Consider the following 17,028-nt stretch of genomic DNA (forward strand, 5'->3'; position numbering starts at 1 on the left):
CCAGGGTCCACAGCCCCAACAACAGCAGGCCTGAACGAAACGAGAATTGTGTTACCCATGTCGTCGGTTTGAACTGTTACCCATGTCGCCGGTTGCTCAGCGCATGCAATGCGCAGCGGGGTGGGATGAAGCCACACAAATGGTCTCAACATCGATCCGACGCGCCGCCGCGAAGAAACTGAGAGCCAACACCACGCTGCACGAGCGGATGCTGTGGCGCGTCCTCAAAGACCTCCCGATGCACGGCTCGCACTTCCGCCGCCAAGCGCCGATCGGCCCCTACGTCGTCGATTTCTTCTGCCCAGCCAAGCGCCTCATCATCGAACTGGACGGCGGACACCATAGCCAAGAGGAGGTGGCCGCATGCGACCTCGATCGCCAACGCTGGCTCGAGCGCGAGGGCTACCGCGTCGTCCGCTTCTGGAATTCGGAGATCGCCAGCGATCTGATGGCCGTGCGCGAACGCATCTACATCGAGCTGTACGGATCGCGCGAGACGGAGACACAACCACTGAAACATCGCCGCTCATAGTCGCGCCTTCTCTGACCCTCCCCTGGAGGGTCGCTGCGCATGCAATGCGCGGCGGGGTGGGGTGGCAGACCATCCGCGAACGCGGTGCTTCGGAACGCGTGTAAAAGATCCTTTCTGAAAGGAATGTGAGACCGCCGTTGCGGCTTCACCCCACCCCGCTCGCGCTTCGCGCGATCGACCCTCCCCCTCCAGGGGAGGGTAAGCGGAGACCAATCTTGACCTCTTGCCGGCAATCCCGTTTTCTTGCCGCGACACAATGATCCCTCCAGGGAAACGCCAAGAAAACGCTGAGGTAGCCGCCATGTCTTTCGTCCTCGCCATCGACCAGGGCACCACCTCTTCGCGCGCCATCGTGTTTCGCAGCGACATTTCGATCGCGGCGAAGGCGCAGGCCGAGTTTCCGCAGCATTTCCCGGCCTCGGGATGGGTCGAGCATGAGCCGGAGGACATCTGGACTTCGACGGTGATGGTGTGCCGCGAGGCGATCGCGCAGGCCGGCATCAATGCAAAGGACATCGCCGCGATCGGCATCACCAACCAGCGCGAGACCACCGTGGTGTGGGACCGCGCCACCGGGCAGGCCGTGCACCGCGCCATCGTCTGGCAGGACCGCCGCACCGCAGACATCTGCGCCAAGCTGAAAGCCGACGGCCGCGAGCCCGTGATCTCGCAGAAGACCGGCCTGATCATCGATCCCTATTTCTCCGGCACCAAGGTGGCCTGGATCCTCGACCACGTTCCCGGCGCGCGGGCGCGCGCCGCGCGCGGCGAGCTGATGTTCGGCACCATCGATTGCTATCTGCTCTGGCGCCTCACCGGCGGCAAGGTGCATGCCACCGACGCCACCAATGCCTCGCGCACGCTGCTGTTCAACATCCACACCGGCCAGTGGGACGACGAGCTCTTGGAGATCATCGGCGTGCCGCGCTCGATGCTGCCCGAGGTCAAGGACTCTTCCGCCCGCTTCGGCGAGAGCACGCCCGACCTGTTCGGCGGGCCCATTGCGATATCAGGCATCGCCGGCGACCAGCAGGCCGCGACCATCGGTCAGGCCTGCTTCCGCCCGGGCATGATGAAGTCGACCTACGGCACCGGCTGCTTTGCGCTGCTCAACACCGGCACCACGCCTGTGGTGTCGAAGAACAAGCTGCTCACCACCGTCGCCTATCAGCTCGACGGCAAGCGCACCTACGCGCTGGAAGGCTCGATCTTCGTGGCAGGCTCGGCGGTGCAATGGCTGCGCGATGGTATAGGGCTCATCAAGCATGCCGCCGAAACCGGCCCGCTCGCCGATCAGTCGGATTCCATGCAGAGCGTCTATCTCGTCCCTGCCTTCGTCGGCATGGGCGCCCCCTATTGGAATCCGCGCGTCCGTGGCGCCTTGTTCGGCCTCACCCGCAACACCGGCCCTGCCGAGCTCGCCCACGCCGCGCTGGAAAGCGTCTGCTATCAGACCTTCGATCTCTGGGCCGCGATGCGCGCGGACTGGCCGAGCTCGGAAACGGCGAGCGTCGTGCTCCGCGTCGATGGCGGCATGACCGCCTCCGACTGGACCATGCAGCGCCTCGCCGATCTCCTCGACGCCCCGGTTGACCGCCCCGTGATCCAGGAGACCACGGCCCTCGGGGCTGCCTACCTCGCCGGCCTCCAGGCGGGCGTCTATCCCGAGCCGACAAAATTCGCCGACAACTGGCGCCTCGAGCACCGCTTCAAGCCGAACATGAGCCAGACGACGCGCGAGCGAAAGCTGGCCGGATGGGCAAGAGCGGTGAAGGGCGTGCTGGCGAGCGACGAGGGGGAGGGGTAAGCGTAAGCGGATTCACGTCGCTCGCTCAAATAACAACAACGGGAGAAACGACAATGAACACGGATATCAACCGGGTCATGCGGGCGCTGTGCACCGCGGCGGTCTGCAGCGTGCTGCTCGCTTCCGGCGCAACCGCACGCGAAAAGGAGAACCCGCTCTCGAACGCGCGCCAAGTCAAGACCGATGTCGCCGGCCTCAATGCGCCCGCCAGGATCCTGGTCGACGTCTGGGGCATTCCGCACATCTATGCCGGTAACGAGCACGACCTGTTCTTTCTGCAGGGTTTCAACGCCGCGCGCGACCGGCTCTGGCAGATCGATCTCTGGCGCAAGCGCGGGCTCGGGCTGCTCGCCAGGGATTTCGGCCCGGCCTATGCGGAGCAGGATAAGGCGCTGCGGCTGTTCCTCTATCGCGGCGACATGAACGCGGAGTGGGCGTCCTATGGCCCCAAGGCGAAGACCTACGCGGAAGCGTTCGTTGCCGGCATCAATGCCTATGTCGCGGATGTTCGCGATGGCAAGCGGCCGCTGCCGATCGAGTTCAGGATCGCCGGCACCAGGCCGGATCCCTGGACCGCGGACGACGTCGTCCGTATTCGCAGCCATGGGCTCACCCGCAATATCGCTTCGGAGGTCAAGCGCTCCCTGGTTGCCTGCGCGGCGGGCCTCGAGGCCGATCGGTTTCGCGTCAAGCTCGAGCCGGCCTGGACGACGAAAGTCCCCGATGGCCTCGATCCCTGTAGCGTCCCGAAGGCGGTGCTCGCGGCCTATGACCTTGCGACGCGCCCGGTCGCCTTTCCGCAGCCGAAAGAGCGACAGGCCGCGCTCGCGCATGATCCCGACACCTATCTGGACGCGGCCGATCAACAGCGCGACACCATCGGCTCCAACAATTGGGTGATCGCGCCTTCGCGCACCGCGACCGGACGCCCGATTCTCGCCAACGATCCGCATCGCGAGCACAGCGTGCCGTCGCTGCGCTATATCGTCGGGCTGAACGCGCCCGGCCTTTCCGTGATCGGCGCCGGTGAGCCGGCGCTGCCCGGCATTTCGATCGGCCATAACGGCACCATCGCCTTTGGCCTCACCATCTTCAATGTCGACCAGGAAGACCTCTACGTCTATGAGCTCAATCCGCAAAATCCCAATCAGTACCGTTACGGCAATGGTTGGGAGGACATGCGCATCGTCCACGAGACCGAGCAGGTGAAAGGCGAGGGCGATCGCGAAATCGAGCTGAAGTTCACCCGGCACGGTCCGGTGATTCATGTCGACGAGGGCAACAAGCGCGCCTTCGCGGTGCGCTCGATCTGGTTCGAGCCCGGCACTTCCGCCTATTTCGGCTCGTCCGACTACATGACCGCGAAGGACTGGAACGGCTTTCTCGCGGCGATGCGGCGCTGGGGCGCGCCCTCGGAGAACCAGGTCTATGCCGATACGCGCGGCAATATCGGCTGGGTTGCCGCAGGCAAGACTCCGCGCCGCGTCAACTATGACGGTCTGATGCCGGTGCCGGGCGATGGCCGCTATGACTGGCAGGGCTTTCTGTCGCTCGACGATCTGCCAAAAGCCTATCAGCCCAAGCAGGGCTTTCTGGCCACGGCCAACCAGATGAACCTTCCGCCTGATTACCCCATCAGCGAACGCAAGGTCGGCTTCGAATGGGCCGACAGCGCCCGCTGGCAGCGCATCGTCGAGGTGCTCCAGGCCAACAGCAAAGTGACACTCGCCGACGCCATGGATTTGCAGAACGACGATACCGCGATGCTGGGGCGGCGCCTCGTCAAGCTGCTGCAGCCTCTGACTTCGGACGATGCCAATGTGAAGAAGGGTCTCGAGCTGTTGAGGCCATGGGACGCGCGCGATGCCGCCGACAGTGCCGCCGCCGCATTGTTCGAGGTCTGGATCGCCAATCATCTCGGCCCCACGCTGCTGAAGACCACGGCGCCCAAGGCGGTGGGCTTGATTGCGCCCGAGGCATCCAGCATTTCGGCGATCGTCGCCTATCTCGAGTCCCCTGATGCCGCGCTCGGCGCCGATCCCGCTGCCGCACGCGACCAGATCCTGCGCGAGAGCTTGGGCGCTGCGGTTGCCGACGTCGCCGGCAAGCTCGGGGACGATGCATCGACCTGGCGCTGGGGCCGCCTGCATGTTGCCAAGTTCGACCACGCGCTGATCCCGCTTGCCGACAAGGCGACCGCAGCGCAAATGTCGGTGGGCCCGCTCGCCTTCGGCGGCGCAGCCAACGTTCCGCGCGCCGCCACCTATCGCCGCTCGGACTACCAGCTCATCTCAGGCGCCTCGTTTCGGATGGTGCTCGACGTCGGCAATTGGGACGCGAGCCGCACCATCAACACGCCGGGGCAATCCGGCGATCCGTTCAGCGGCCACTACCGCGACCTCACCCGCTCTGGGCGACCGGACAATATGTGCCGCTGCTCTACAGCCAACCCGCGGTCGAAGCCGCTACCGCAGAAGCCATCACCCTGACGCCGCGATGATGATATCGGACGGCTATTCCGACGTGCCCGCCGGCAAGATCGCGGCGGTTGTCACGCATTTGGAGATGACCGCACCTCCGGAGCGCCGCGACGATCCCCCTGGCGCGTGGACCCTGCGCAAGGTCGATACCCCCGCGCTTGCCTGGTACCGCGACCTCTTCCGCCGTGTCGGCGAGGAGTGGTTGTGGTTCTCACGAGCCCGCATGACCGATGCAGAGCTCGCTGCGATCATCCACGCGCCTGGCATCGAGGTCTACGCCCTGGTCGCGGACGGAAGCGACGAAGGCCTGCTCGAGCTCGGCTTCCGCGAGCCCGGCCAGTGCGAGCTGACCTATTTCGGCGTCACCGCTAGGCTAATCGGCACCGGCGCCGCCCGCTTCCTGATGAACCGCGCGCTGGAGCTTGCGTGGTCACGCGACGTCCGCCGCGTCTGGGTGCACACCTGCACGTTCGACCATCCATCGGCCGTTGCCTTCTACCAGCGGTCCGGCTTTCGCGCCTTCCGCCGCCAGATCGAGGTGGCGGACGATCCGCGTCTCGATGGTACGGTGTCGCGCACGGCGGCGAGGCATGTGCCGATCATTGATTAATCGCGGCTGTCTCCCCGCCGTCATTGCGAGGAGCTGTTGCGACGAAGCAATCCAGACTGTCTCCGCAGAGAGATTCTGGATTGCTTCGCTGCGCTCGCAATGACGGCGTGTGGCCGCCGTCATCGCTCTTCCAATTCCCAGGGCAACGCGCGGCAGTCCACGTGGTCCCCTCATCATTCCCACTCAGCCGTCGAACTTTACCGCCGTGGTGTTGGCGCCGCAGACCAGAACCGCGATGCGCTCGCCTGCTGAGGGACGGTAGCGGCCGGAGAGCAACGCGGCAAAGGCGGCCGCGCCGCCGGGCTCGGCCACGAGGCGCAAGTGCGACCACAGCGCGGCCTGGGCTTTGCGGATCGCATCGTCGCTGACGAGGATGACGCGCTCCACATGAGCCCGCGCCACCGGAAACATCAATTCGCCGACGCGCCGCGGCGCAAGGCTGTCGGCGGCGATGCCGCCGGCCGGCGCATCGACCGGAGCGCCCGCTTCAAACGCAGCGTGCAGGGTTGGCGATTGCTCCGGTTCGACCGCGACGATGCGCGTCCTGTCGGCGTACCAGGCCGCAATGCCGCCGATCAGCCCGCCGCCGCCGACCGCCACCAGCAGCGTGTCGATGTCGGGTGCGTCCTGCTCCAACTCCAGTCCGACGCTGCCCTGTCCGAGCAGGGTTTCCGCCTGGTCGTAGGCGTGGACGGCCAGCGCGCCGGTCTGCGCGACATGCGCCTCGCTCGCGACGAGCGCATCGGCGTAGCGGCTGCCCGCGATCATCAGCTTGGCGCCGTACCCCCTGATCCGCTCGGCCTTGGCCGGCGAGGTGATGTCGGGCACGAAGATCGTGGCGGGAATGCCGAGCTGCTGCGCCGCATAGGCGACCGCCGCGCCGTGATTGCCGCCGGATGCGGCGACGACACCCGCCTGCGGCACCTGGCGCAGCAACAGATTGGCGAAGGCGCCGCGCGCCTTGAACGATCCGGAATGCTGCAGCATTTCGAGCTTGAACGTGACGGGCGCGGCCGGCAGGTCGAAATCGGCGAGATCGGCCTTTAGAAGCGGCGTGCGCCTGATATGCGGGCGGATGACCGCCTCGGTCGCCGCAATCCGCTCCCGCGTGATGTCCATGGTCTTTGTCATGATACCGTCCAGAATAGCGCAAGGGAGCGTTGACATCCATTAGGTAATTAGCAAAATGGCTAAATGAAGTTTGCCGTTGCCTTGCGCGCGCTCGCCAACGAACGCCGCCTGCAGATCCTGGAATGGCTGCGGGATCCGCGGAAGCATTTTCGCGAGCAGGCCGACGGCGACCTGGTCGAGGACGGCGTCTGCGGATTGCTGATCGCCGAAAAGCTCGGCGTCAGCGCACCGACATTGAGCGAGCACATGCGGGTGCTGACTGCCGCGAAGCTGGTGCGCGCCAAACGAATCAAGCAGTGGACGATGTACAAGCGCAACGAGACGGCGATCGCCGCCATCAAGCGCTCGATTCAGGACGGCCTTTGAGCGGGCGGTCCGTACCGTGCGACTGACGCTTCGTTGCAGCCGGCGCAATGCTCCATTTCCGAGATTTTTGTTGCGCCGCACCGAACTGGTCGTGGAGACTGATCGGCCCTGCCTTGTTCAATGATCGAGAAAAGCGACAACCATGTTCCTGATCGGCCAATACGATTCCCCCTTCGTCCGCCGCGTCGCCATGGCGCTGAAGCTTTATGGCCTCGCCTTCGAGCACAAGCCGTGGTCGACCTTCGGCGATGCCGACGAAATCGCGCCGTACAATCCGCTGCGCCGCGTGCCGACCCTGGTGCTCGACGACGGCGAGGCGCTGATCGAGAGCACGATCATCCTGGATTATCTCGACGAGCTCGTTGGTCCCGAGAAGGCGATGCTGCCGCGCAGTGGCGCCGAGCGGCGGCGCCATTTGCGCATCTGCGCGCTCGCCTCCGGCCTCGGCGACAAGGCGGTGAGCCTGCTCTACGAGCGCGTGCTGCGGAAGGAGCAGCTTGCGCTATGGGTCGAGCGCTGCCAAGCACAAATCGCGGACGTGCTGAAGGTGCTCGAGGCCGAGCGCGCCAAGGTGACGACGCCGTACTGGCTGGGCGACCGCATCGGTCATGCCGATGTTGCAGCGGCCTGCGTCGTCCGCTTCACCCGCGAAGCGCATCCGCAGCTGTTCGACGCCTCGCGCTATCCGGCCCTCGCGGCGCATGCCGAGCGCTGCGAGGCACTCTCCCCGTTCCAGGAGATCGTGCAGCCCTTGGCTCCGCCGAAGGGGTGAGGCCGTCACCCTCCCCTGGAGGGTCCGAGACGAGCGAAGCTCGCTCGTGGGTCGATCGCGCGAAGCGCGAGCGGGGTGGGGTGATCTCTCCGCACGGGCAGTGCGTGCGCGGATAGACTGTCACCCCACCTCGGTCCGCATTCCGCTGCGCTGCATGCGAACCGATCCACGGGCGAGCTACGCTCGTCCCGGACCCCTCCAGGGGAGGATCGGCGGCTATATGTTTGGGCTGCCCAGCTCCGTCATTCCGGGGCGCGCCTCTTAGCGCGAGCCCGGAATCCATTTGCCCACATGAGATGCCGCACGATGGATTTCCGGGCTCGCGCTGCGTGCGCCCCGGAATCACAGCGTTGACTCGGCGTGAGTGTCAGCCGGCCGCAGCAGCCGATGATGCAATACTACGCCTGTTTTGCCCGACGTCGCAAACGCGGCTTCGGCTACACCGAAATTGCTCAGCCTTTTCAACCCCATCGCTACTGTGCATGGGGTTGTTTTCTCATTTTTGTTTTAGAGGGGTGCCTACCCCGCCCCCGCGCGCTTCTTCTGCCAGACGAGGTGCACCGCGCAGGTGCAGCCCGGCGGATGCGAGCCGAGGTCCTTCGGCGTCTCGTCATTCGCGGGCGTCGCGGCAAACGCATTTTCCGCCTCCGGCTGGGACGGGATGTAGTTCAGCACCGGCGCGAGCCAGCGCTCGGCTTCCGCTACGCTCATGCCCTTGCGTGCGGCGTAGTCCTCAACCTGGTCGCGCTCGATCTTGCCGACGCCGAAATAATAGCTCGCAGGGTTTGCGAAATAGAGCCCTGAGACGGACGAGCCCGGCCACATCGCAAAGCTCTCGGTCAACTTCACGCCGGCCGTGTTTTCCGCATCGAGCAGTTCGAACAATGTCGCCTTCTCTGTGTGATCGGGCTGCGCGGGATAGCCGGGCGCGGGGCGAATGCCCTGATATTTTTCGAGGATCAGATCCTCGCTGGAGAGCGCCTCGTCCGGCGCATAGGCCCAGAACTCGCGGCGGACGCGGGCATGCATGCGCTCGGCGAAGGCTTCGGCCAGGCGGTCGGCCAGCGCCTTGCACAGGATCGAGGAATAGTCGTCGTTCGCCAGCTTGAAACGATCGGCGACCGCGTCCTCGCCGATGCCAGCGGTGACGACGAAGCCGCCGACATAGTCGGGCACGCCGGTGCCGACGGGCGCGACAAAGTCGGCGAGCGCCGCGTTGAAGCGGCCCTCGCGCTTTTCGAGCTGCTGGCGCAGCGTGTGCAGCGTCGCCATGCTCTTGGTCCGGCTTTCATCGGCATAGAGCACGATGTCGTCGCCTTGCGCATTCGCCGGCCAGAAGCCGATCGTCGCGCGTGCCCGGAACCATTTCTCCTTCACGATGGTGTCGAGCATCTTGCGCGCATCGTCGTAGAGCGAGCGCGCGACCTCGCCGACCTTGGGGTCGTGGAGAATGGCGGGGAAGCGCCCGGCGAGCTCCCAGGTCTGGAAGAACGGCGTCCAGTCGATGCAGTCGACGAGCTCGGCGAGGTCATAGTCGTCGAAGCTCTTGATGCCGAGGAAGGTCGGCTTCACCGGCTTGTTTGCTGCAAAGTCCACCGGCACGCGGTTGACGCGGGCAGCCGCCAGCTTCAGCCGCTTCTTGTCCGCCTGCGCACGCAAATGCGCCTCCGAGATCTTGGCGTATTCGGCGCGCACCTCGGCGGCATAGGCCTCGCGCTTCTCCGGCGAGAGCAGCGCGGAGGCCACGCCGACGGCGCGGCTGGCGTCGTTGACGTGCACGACCGGGCCGGCGCGATAGCTCGGGTCGATCTTCACCGCGGTATGCACGCGGCTCGTGGTGGCGCCGCCGATCAGCAGCGGCAGCTTGAGGCCTTCGCGCTGCAACTCGCCGGCGAAGAATGCCATCTCGTCGAGCGAGGGCGTGATCAGGCCGGACAGACCGACGATGTCCGCCTTCTCCGCCTTCACGGTCTCGACGATCTTGGCCGCCGGCACCATCACGCCAAGATCGATGACCTCGAAATTGTTGCACTGGAGCACGATGCCCACGATGTTCTTGCCGATATCGTGAACGTCGCCCTTCACGGTCGCGAGCACGATCTTGCCGGCGGACGAGGAGCCCTCCGTGCCGATGCCGTTCGCAAGATTGCGCGCCTTCTCCTCCTCCATGAACGGCATGAGATAAGCAACCGCCTGTTTCATGACACGCGCAGACTTCACCACCTGCGGCAAGAACATCTTGCCGTCGCCAAAGAGGTCGCCGACCACGTTCATGCCGGCCATCAGCGGTCCTTCGATCACGTCGAGCGGGCGCGAGGACAATTTGCGGGCCTCTTCCGTATCCTGCTCGATGAACTCGGTGATGCCGTGCACCAGCGCGTGGCTCAGCCGCTTCTCCACCGGCCATTCGCGCCAGGCGAGATCGGCTTCCTTGCTTTCCGTCTTCTTGCCGCGGAATTTTTCCGCGAGCGCCAGCAGACGTTCGGACGCACCCGGATCGCGATTGAGGACGACGTCCTCGCAGGTCTGGCGCAGCTCCGGATCGATGTCGTCATAGACGATCATCTGCCCGGCATTGACGATGCCCATGTCCATGCCGGCCTTGATGGCGTGATATAGGAACACCGAGTGCATGGCTTCGCGCACCGGCTCGTTGCCGCGGAACGAGAACGACAGATTGGACACGCCGCCGGAGATGTGCGCGCCGGGCAGGTTCCGGCGGATCCAGCGCGTCGCCTCGATGAAGTCGACGCCGTAATTGTTGTGCTCCTCGATGCCGGTCGCGATCGCAAAAATGTTGGGATCGAATATGATATCCTCGGGCGGGAAGCCGACGCGGTTGACGAGGATGTCGTAGGCGCGCTTGCAGATCTCGGTCTTGCGCGCGAACGTGTCGGCCTGGCCGACCTCGTCGAACGCCATGACGACCACGGCCGCGCCGTGGCGGCGGGCGATCTTGGCCTCGTGAATGAACTTGTCCTCGCCTTCCTTCATCGAGATCGAGTTGACGACCGGCTTGCCCTGCACGCATTTCAGGCCGGCCTCGATCACCGAGAATTTCGAGGAATCGACCATCACGGGGACGCGGGCGATGTCGGGCTCGGCGGCGACGAGGTTGAGGAAGGTCACCATCGCCGCCTCGGAATCGAGCAGGCCCTCGTCCATGTTGACGTCGATAATTTGCGCGCCGTTCTCGACTTGGTCGCGCGCGACCTGCAGCGCGGCAGTGTAGTCGCCGGCGGTGATCAGCTTGCGGAAGCGGGCCGATCCTGTGACGTTGGTGCGCTCACCGACATTGACGAAGGGGATCGCATCCGTCAGCACGAACGGCTCGAGGCCGGAGAGCCGCAAGCGCGGCGCGATCTCCGGCACGATGCGCGGCTTGTGCGTGGCCACGGCGGCGGCGATCGCTGCAATGTGGTCCGGTGTGGTACCGCAGCAGCCGCCGACGATGTTGACGAGGCCGTCACGGGCAAATTCGCCGATCAGGCGCGCCATGTACTCCGGGCTCTCGTCATACTGGCCGAACTCGTTCGGCAGGCCGGCATTGGGATAGGCACACACGAGCGTATCGGCGACGCGGCCGATATCGGCGATATGCGCGCGCAGGTCCTCGGCGCCAAGCGCGCAATTGAAGCCGATGGTGATCGGCCTCGCGTGGCGCACCGAATTCCAGAACCCTTCCGGCATCTGTCCGGAGAGCAGGCGGCCGGATTTGTCGGTAATGGTGCCCGATACCATCACCGGCATGTCGATTCCGAGTTCTTCCGTGATCTCGGCGATCGCGTAGAGCGCCGCCTTCGCGTTGAGCGTATCGAAGATGGTTTCGACCAGCAGCAGATCGACGCCGCCGTCGATCAGGCCGTGGATCTGCTCGCCATAGGATTTTCGCAAATCGTCGAAGGTGACGGCGCGGTAACCGGGATTGGAAACGTCGGGCGAAATCGAGGCGGTGCGGTTGGTCGGCCCGATGGCGCCGGCGACGAAGCGCGGCTTGCCGTCCTCGGCCGCGACGCGCCTTGCCGCATTGCCGGCGAGGCGGGCGCCTTCACGCGCCATCTCGTAGACGATGTCGGCGAGGTCGTAATCGGCCTGCGCGATCGAGGTCGTCGAGAACGTGTTGGTCGCGACGATGTCGGCACCGGCGCGCAAGTACGCGGCGTGGATGTCCTCGATCGCCTGCGGCTGGGTCAGGATCAAGAGATCGTTGTTACCGCGCAGGTCGCGGTGAAAGTTCTTGAAGCGCTCGCCGCGGAAGGCGGCCTCGTCGAGCTGGAGGTTCTGGATCATCGTGCCCATGGCGCCGTCGAGCACGAGGATGCGTTCGCGCGCGGCGTTGAGCAGGGCAGTTCGCTTGGGAGAGATGGTTACGGTCATGTTGTCTTACGCCGCCTTCTGCGCGCTCTTGGCGCGAATGCCGAGCAAATGGCTGATCGCGAACACGAGATCGGCGCGGTTCATGGTGTAGAAATGGAAGGTGTCTACGCCGTGCTTGGCGAGCTTCTGCACCTGGCCGGCCGCAACGGTTGCGGCCACCAGCTTGCGGGTCTCGGCGTCGTCATCGAGGCCCTCGAATTTCGCGGCGAACCAGTCCGGAACGGTGGTGCCAGCGCGGGTGACGAAATTACGAGCCTGCTTGAAATTGTGCATGGGCATGATGCCCGGCACGATCGGGATGTTGATGCCGCGGCCGCGGACGCGGTCGAGATAGCGGAAGTAGAGGTCGTTATCGAAGAACACCTGGGTGATCGCGCGCGACGCACCCGCATCGACCTTGGCCTTCAGCGTGTCGATGTCGGCATCGAAGTCGCGCGCCTCGGGGTGCTTCTCGGGATAGGCGGATACGGACACTTCGATGTCGGAATGCCGTTTCTTGATGGCGGCAACGAGTGCGGCGGACGTCTGGTAGCCGTCGGGATGGCTGAAGTAGGGCGTGCCGATGCCGCCAACGGGATCACCGCGCAAGGCCACGATGTGGCGGACGCCGACCTCGTGATAGCGGTCGACGATCTCGTCGATCTCGCCGCGCGAGGCGCCGACGCAGGTCAGATGCGCCGCCGGCAGCAGCGCGGTTTCCTTCAGGATGCGGGAAATGGTGGAATGGGTGCGCTCGCGGGTCGAGCCGCCGGCGCCGTAGGTCACCGAGACGAATTGCGGGTCGAGCGGCGCGAGGCGGTTGATGGTGTCCCAGAGATTCCGCTCCATCTCCTCGGTCTTGGGCGGAAAAAACTCGAAGGAGATCGCAGGCCGCTTCAGGTGCCCGTCTTGCCCGTTGGCTTGGCCAGGCGTCGTCACGTCAGTCATGGCACCATTCACTCCAAATTTCAGCCGGCGGTCGTCTACCTCGCGGAGACCTAAAATAGGGCAAAGGCGGTCTAGTCGACAGCCCATCAGGGATGGGAAATTGCCCACCAAGGATGTGACTAGAAGGAATTCTGGCGCAGTTTGCGATCTCATTGGGAAAAACCATCCAGAGACGTAATGTATTGATACAAAAGTGCTATTGTCGATATTGCCCTTTTCTTCGTTCCGATTTGGCAGGTGGGCAGACCGAATTTTGGCACATGGAGGTAACAATTGTCCCAATCGGGTGTCTCAGCGTACCCGCGAAGCCCTTACACGTCAGGCCTGCGCAGCCTGCCATTGCCGCCGCACAGCCCTTCGTTACGTTAACGCGCCATGATCCCGCTCTCACTCCTCGACCTGTCGGTCGTCACCACCGGTACCAAGCCCGCCGCGGCGCTGCGCAACAGCATCGATCTGGCACGCCACGTCGACGGGCTCGGCTATCTCCGCTATTGGCTCGCCGAGCATCACAACCTCGCCTCCGTCGCGAGCCCCGCGCCCGACGTGATGATCGGGCAGATCGCGGCGGTGACGAAGCACCTGCGCGTCGGCTCCGGCGGTGTGATGCTGCCCAACCACGCGCCGCTGGTCGTGGCCGAGCGCTTCAAGATGCTGGAGGCGCTGTTTCCCGGACGTATCGACCTCGGTCTCGGCCGCGCCCCGGGCACCGACGGCGCTACCGCCTACGCGCTGCGCAGCCGGCTCGACCGCCGCGAGGGCGACGATTTTCTTGAGCGGCTGCACGAACTGATCTTGTGGGAGACCCGCGAATTCCCCTCGGGCCACCCTTACAACAGCGTCGTCGCCATGCCTGACGACACCGCCCTGCCGCCGATCTGGCTGCTCGGCTCGAGCGATTATTCCTCGGAGCTCGCCGCGCAGGTCGGCATGGGCTTCGCCTTCGCCCATCATTTCGCTTCCCACGACGCGATCGATGCGATGGTGCATTACCGCAACCGCTTCCAGCCCTCCGCCTGGCGCGCCAGCCCGCATGCGATCCTCGCGGTCGCGGCCATCGTGGCCGACACAGATGAGGAGGCCGAAAGGCTCGCCAGCTCCTTCGACCTCAACCGCCTTCGCCGCGACCGCGGTCAATATCTTCCGCTGCCGAGTATCGAGGAGGCGCTGGCCTATCCCTACACGGACGCCGAGCGCATCTCGATCCTCCGCAACCGCTCGCGCCTGTTCGTCGGCAGCCCGGCAACCGTGCAGAAGAAGCTTCAGCCGCTGATCTATGCGAGCAAGCCGGACGAGCTGATGGTGATCACCGCCGTGTATGACCACGAGGCGCGGAAGAAATCATATTCGCTGCTGGCGGAGGCGTTCGGGCTGGCGAAGCAGGCGTCCTAGTCACTCACCGTCATTCCGGGGCGATGCGAAGCATCGAACCCGGAATCTCGAGGTTCCGGGTTCACGCTTCGCGTGTCCCGGAACGACAGTTATCAATCCTGCGCCTCGTTGAACGTCGCGCGGAACGGATGCCCCGGATACACGCCGACAATGCGGAATTCGCGCGAGAAGAATTTCAGCTCCTCGATGGCAAAGGCGAGGCCCTTGTCGTCGGGATGTCCGTCGACGTCGGCATAGAACTGCGTGGCGAAGAAATTGCCGTCGACCATGTAGCTTTCGAGCTTGGTCATGTTGACGCCGTTGGTGGCAAAGCCGCCGAGCGCCTTGTAGAGCGCGGCCGGCAAATTGCGCACCCGGAAGACGAACGTCGTGACCAGCGGGCCCGAGCCTTGGGCTGCCCATTTCGGCTCGCGCGCCAGCACCACGAAGCGCGTGGTGTTGTGGGCCTCGTCCTCGATGTCCTCGGCGAGGATGTCGAGGCCGTAAATTTTCGCGGCCAGGCGCGAGGCGATCGCGGCGACGGTCTTGTCCTTGCGCTCGGAAATGTCGCGGGCGCTGCCGGCAGTGTCCGCGTGCACGATTGGCTTGATGCCGAGCTTGCGGATGATGCGCCGGCACTGGCCGAGTGCGTGGACATGGCTCTCCACGCTCTTGACGTCATCGAGCTTGGTACCCTTCACCGCCATCAGCTGATGTCGAACGGGCAGAAACCATTCGCCGATGATGAAGAGGCCGGAGGCCGGCAGCAGGTGATGGATGTCAGCGACGCGGCCCGCGACCGAATTCTCGATCGGGATCATGCCGAGATCGGCCTCGCCGGACGAGATCGCTGACAGCGCGTCCTCGAAGGTGGCGCAGGGCATCGGCTCTGCCTCAGGATAGGCCTCGACGATGGCGATGTGGGAATTGGCCCCAGGCTCGCCCTGGAATGCGACTTTCAGCTTGCTCATGGTCGGTCTTGTAACAGCGGCTCAGGATTTGGAAAGGATGCTGCGCGCGGTTTCGAGGTCGGGCGGCGTGTCCACGCCACGGGGCACGCTGTCGACGACCATGATGTCGATGCGCATGCCGGCTTCCACCGCCCGGAGTTGCTCAAGATTTTCCTGAACTTCCAGGGGAGACCGTGGCAGCGACACGAATCGATCCAGCGCCGCGCGGCGGTACGCGTAGAGTCCGATATGGTGGTAACGCGGTCCGTCGCCGTAGGGAGCCGTGGCACGGGTAAAATAGAGCGCCCGCAGCCGCCGCGGCCCGATCGGCGAGCCTACCGCCTTCACGACGCTCGGGGCGAGATCCTCCTCCTCGGTGTGGATCTGCGAGGCCAGCGTCACGATATCGACGGCAGGCTCGGTAAAGGGTGGCAGCACCTCGCGGATGGTCTGCGGCGTGATGGTCGGGAAATCGCCCTGGAGATTGATCACGATCTCGGCCTTGCCGTCCGGATCGAGCTTCTGCATGGCCTCGTGGATGCGGTCCGAGCCCGAGGGATGGTCCGGGCGGGTCATCACCGCCTCACCGCCATGGGCTGTGACGACCGAGGCGATCTCCGCCGTGTCGGTTGCGACCGCGACCCGGCCGATTGCAGCGGCCTCGGCGCGGCGCAGCACGTGCACGATCATCGGCTGGCCCGCGATATCGGCGAGCGGCTTGCCGGGCAGGCGGGTGGCGGCCATGCGGGCCGGGATCAGCACCAGGATGCGGGGATCGATCATTGGGTCAAGGGCCTGGAAACGGAGCGCTTTCCGCGCCGAGAAATGGCATGGGGACGGGCTGAAAGCCCGGTCGCTTATACGGGTTGCCAGACCCGGGGCAAACCGATATCTCAATGACAAAACTCGGGGAAACAATAAGGAACGTTTTCTCCCGAGGCTCGTCCTGGCGGCCGCTTGGGCCGCCGTTTCCTTCTTGCGGTGGGGCCTGGCCGGAAATGGATTCTTTCGAACTCAACAAGATTCTCGGTGCTGTTCTTGGCACCTGTCTCGTGCTGCTCGTGACGAGCTTCACCGCCCAGGCGCTTTTCTCGCCGAAGATGCCGGAAAAGCCGGGCTTCGAGATCGCGGTGAAGGAAGATGCTGGCCACGGCAAGGAGGGCGGCGCCGCCGCTGCAGCCTCCTCGGAGCCGATCGAAAAGCTGCTCCAGACCGCCTCCGTCGAAAAGGGCGCGGCGGCCGCCAAGAAGTGTGGCGCCTGTCATACCTTCGAAAAGGGCGGCCCGAATCGCGTCGGTCCGAACCTTTATGGCGTTGTCGGCGAGCCGAAGGGCGAAGGCCGCGGGTTCAACTTCTCGGCCGCCATGAAAGCCAAGGGCGGCACCTGGACGTTCGACGATCTCAACAAGTTCATCGCCAATCCGAAGGGCTTCATCCCGGGCACTGCAATGGGCTTCGCTGGTATCCCGAAGGATTCCGAGCGGGCCGACGTCATTGCCTATCTGAATTCGTTGTCGGAGCATCCGCAGCCGCTGCCGACGGCGTCTAAGTAAGCCTCAAAATTCTCTCTTGGAATCTGCGGCCAGGCTGAAAAGCCTGGCCGTTTGCTTATCCGGCCTCGCGGCGACGTCATCGGGGCGTTTGGCCGCATCCGATAGGCCGGCTGGGCTTTCAAGATGAGCAAAAAGCAACCTACTCGGTCGAA

Annotated in this window: 12 protein-coding genes and 1 pseudogene; 8 read left to right on the plus strand and 5 right to left on the minus strand. The window is 64.8% G+C overall.

Features of this window, described 5'->3' with window-relative positions:
* Window positions 1-139: 139 nt before the first annotated feature.
* From IVA96_RS14000 to IVA96_RS14015, 4 genes and pseudogenes are all read left to right on the plus strand, one after another.
* The gene (locus IVA96_RS14000; protein ID WP_247277863.1) at window positions 140-532 is read left to right on the plus strand and encodes an endonuclease domain-containing protein; all 393 of its coding nucleotides are present in this window, start codon (window positions 140-142) and stop codon (window positions 530-532) included.
* 301 nt (window positions 533-833) lie between these two features.
* A complete protein-coding gene (glpK, locus tag IVA96_RS14005) occupies window positions 834-2,339 on the plus strand; it encodes a glycerol kinase GlpK (protein WP_247277862.1) in 1,506 nt (501 codons plus the stop codon).
* Between the two features lie 53 nt (window positions 2,340-2,392).
* A pseudogene (locus IVA96_RS14010) lies at window positions 2,393-4,839 on the plus strand (penicillin acylase family protein).
* On the plus strand, window positions 4,836-5,429 hold the full coding sequence (locus IVA96_RS14015) for a GNAT family N-acetyltransferase (RefSeq protein WP_247277860.1): 594 nt from the start codon (window positions 4,836-4,838) through the stop codon (window positions 5,427-5,429). The pseudogene IVA96_RS14010 and the gene IVA96_RS14015 overlap by 4 nt, the downstream one beginning before the upstream one ends.
* Window positions 5,430-5,612: 183 nt before the next feature.
* Here IVA96_RS14015 and IVA96_RS14020 read toward each other — a convergent pair whose 3' ends face one another.
* The gene (locus IVA96_RS14020; RefSeq protein WP_247277859.1) at window positions 5,613-6,560 is read right to left on the minus strand and encodes a threonine/serine dehydratase; all 948 of its coding nucleotides are present in this window, start codon (window positions 6,558-6,560) and stop codon (window positions 5,613-5,615) included.
* Window positions 6,561-6,623: 63 nt separating this feature from the next.
* Between IVA96_RS14020 and IVA96_RS14025 the strand changes: the two genes are divergently transcribed.
* Together IVA96_RS14025 and IVA96_RS14030 are read left to right on the plus strand one after the other, a co-directional pair.
* Window positions 6,624-6,926, plus strand: a complete 303-nt coding sequence (locus IVA96_RS14025; protein ID WP_247277858.1) for a winged helix-turn-helix domain-containing protein — start codon at window positions 6,624-6,626, stop codon at window positions 6,924-6,926.
* A 142-nt stretch (window positions 6,927-7,068) separates the two neighbouring features.
* On the plus strand, window positions 7,069-7,698 hold the full coding sequence (locus IVA96_RS14030) for a glutathione S-transferase family protein (RefSeq protein WP_247417883.1): 630 nt from the start codon (window positions 7,069-7,071) through the stop codon (window positions 7,696-7,698).
* A gap of 519 nt (window positions 7,699-8,217) precedes the next feature.
* Here IVA96_RS14030 and metH read toward each other — a convergent pair.
* Together metH and metF are read right to left on the minus strand one after the other, a co-directional pair.
* Window positions 8,218-12,075, minus strand: coding sequence for a methionine synthase (metH, locus tag IVA96_RS14035; RefSeq protein WP_247417888.1), 3,858 nt, complete (start codon window positions 12,073-12,075; stop codon window positions 8,218-8,220).
* A gap of 6 nt (window positions 12,076-12,081) precedes the next feature.
* Window positions 12,082-13,002: a methylenetetrahydrofolate reductase [NAD(P)H] gene (metF, locus tag IVA96_RS14040; RefSeq protein WP_247277855.1), complete on the minus strand. Its 921-nt coding sequence runs from the start codon at window positions 13,000-13,002 to the stop codon at window positions 12,082-12,084.
* A gap of 375 nt (window positions 13,003-13,377) precedes the next feature.
* Here metF and IVA96_RS14045 point away from each other — a divergent pair, with 375 nt between their 5' ends.
* On the plus strand, window positions 13,378-14,394 hold the full coding sequence (locus IVA96_RS14045; RefSeq protein WP_247277854.1) for an LLM class flavin-dependent oxidoreductase: 1,017 nt from the start codon (window positions 13,378-13,380) through the stop codon (window positions 14,392-14,394).
* A gap of 92 nt (window positions 14,395-14,486) precedes the next feature.
* Here IVA96_RS14045 and IVA96_RS14050 read toward each other — a convergent pair whose 3' ends face one another.
* Both IVA96_RS14050 and IVA96_RS14055 read right to left on the minus strand, forming a co-directional pair.
* On the minus strand, window positions 14,487-15,344 hold the full coding sequence (locus IVA96_RS14050; RefSeq protein WP_247277853.1) for a prephenate dehydratase: 858 nt from the start codon (window positions 15,342-15,344) through the stop codon (window positions 14,487-14,489).
* 21 nt (window positions 15,345-15,365) lie between these two features.
* Window positions 15,366-16,106 (minus strand): 3-deoxy-manno-octulosonate cytidylyltransferase, encoded by a 741-nt coding sequence (locus tag IVA96_RS14055; RefSeq protein ID WP_247277852.1) that lies wholly within the window; start codon window positions 16,104-16,106, stop codon window positions 15,366-15,368.
* Between the two features lie 215 nt (window positions 16,107-16,321).
* Between IVA96_RS14055 and IVA96_RS14060 the strand changes: the two genes are divergently transcribed.
* Window positions 16,322-16,876, plus strand: a complete 555-nt coding sequence (locus tag IVA96_RS14060) for a cytochrome c family protein (protein WP_247277851.1) — start codon at window positions 16,322-16,324, stop codon at window positions 16,874-16,876.
* Window positions 16,877-17,028: the final 152 nt, after the last annotated feature.

Source organism: Bradyrhizobium sp. 159 (assembly GCF_023073795.1).
Lineage (GTDB): Bacteria > Pseudomonadota > Alphaproteobacteria > Rhizobiales > Xanthobacteraceae > Bradyrhizobium.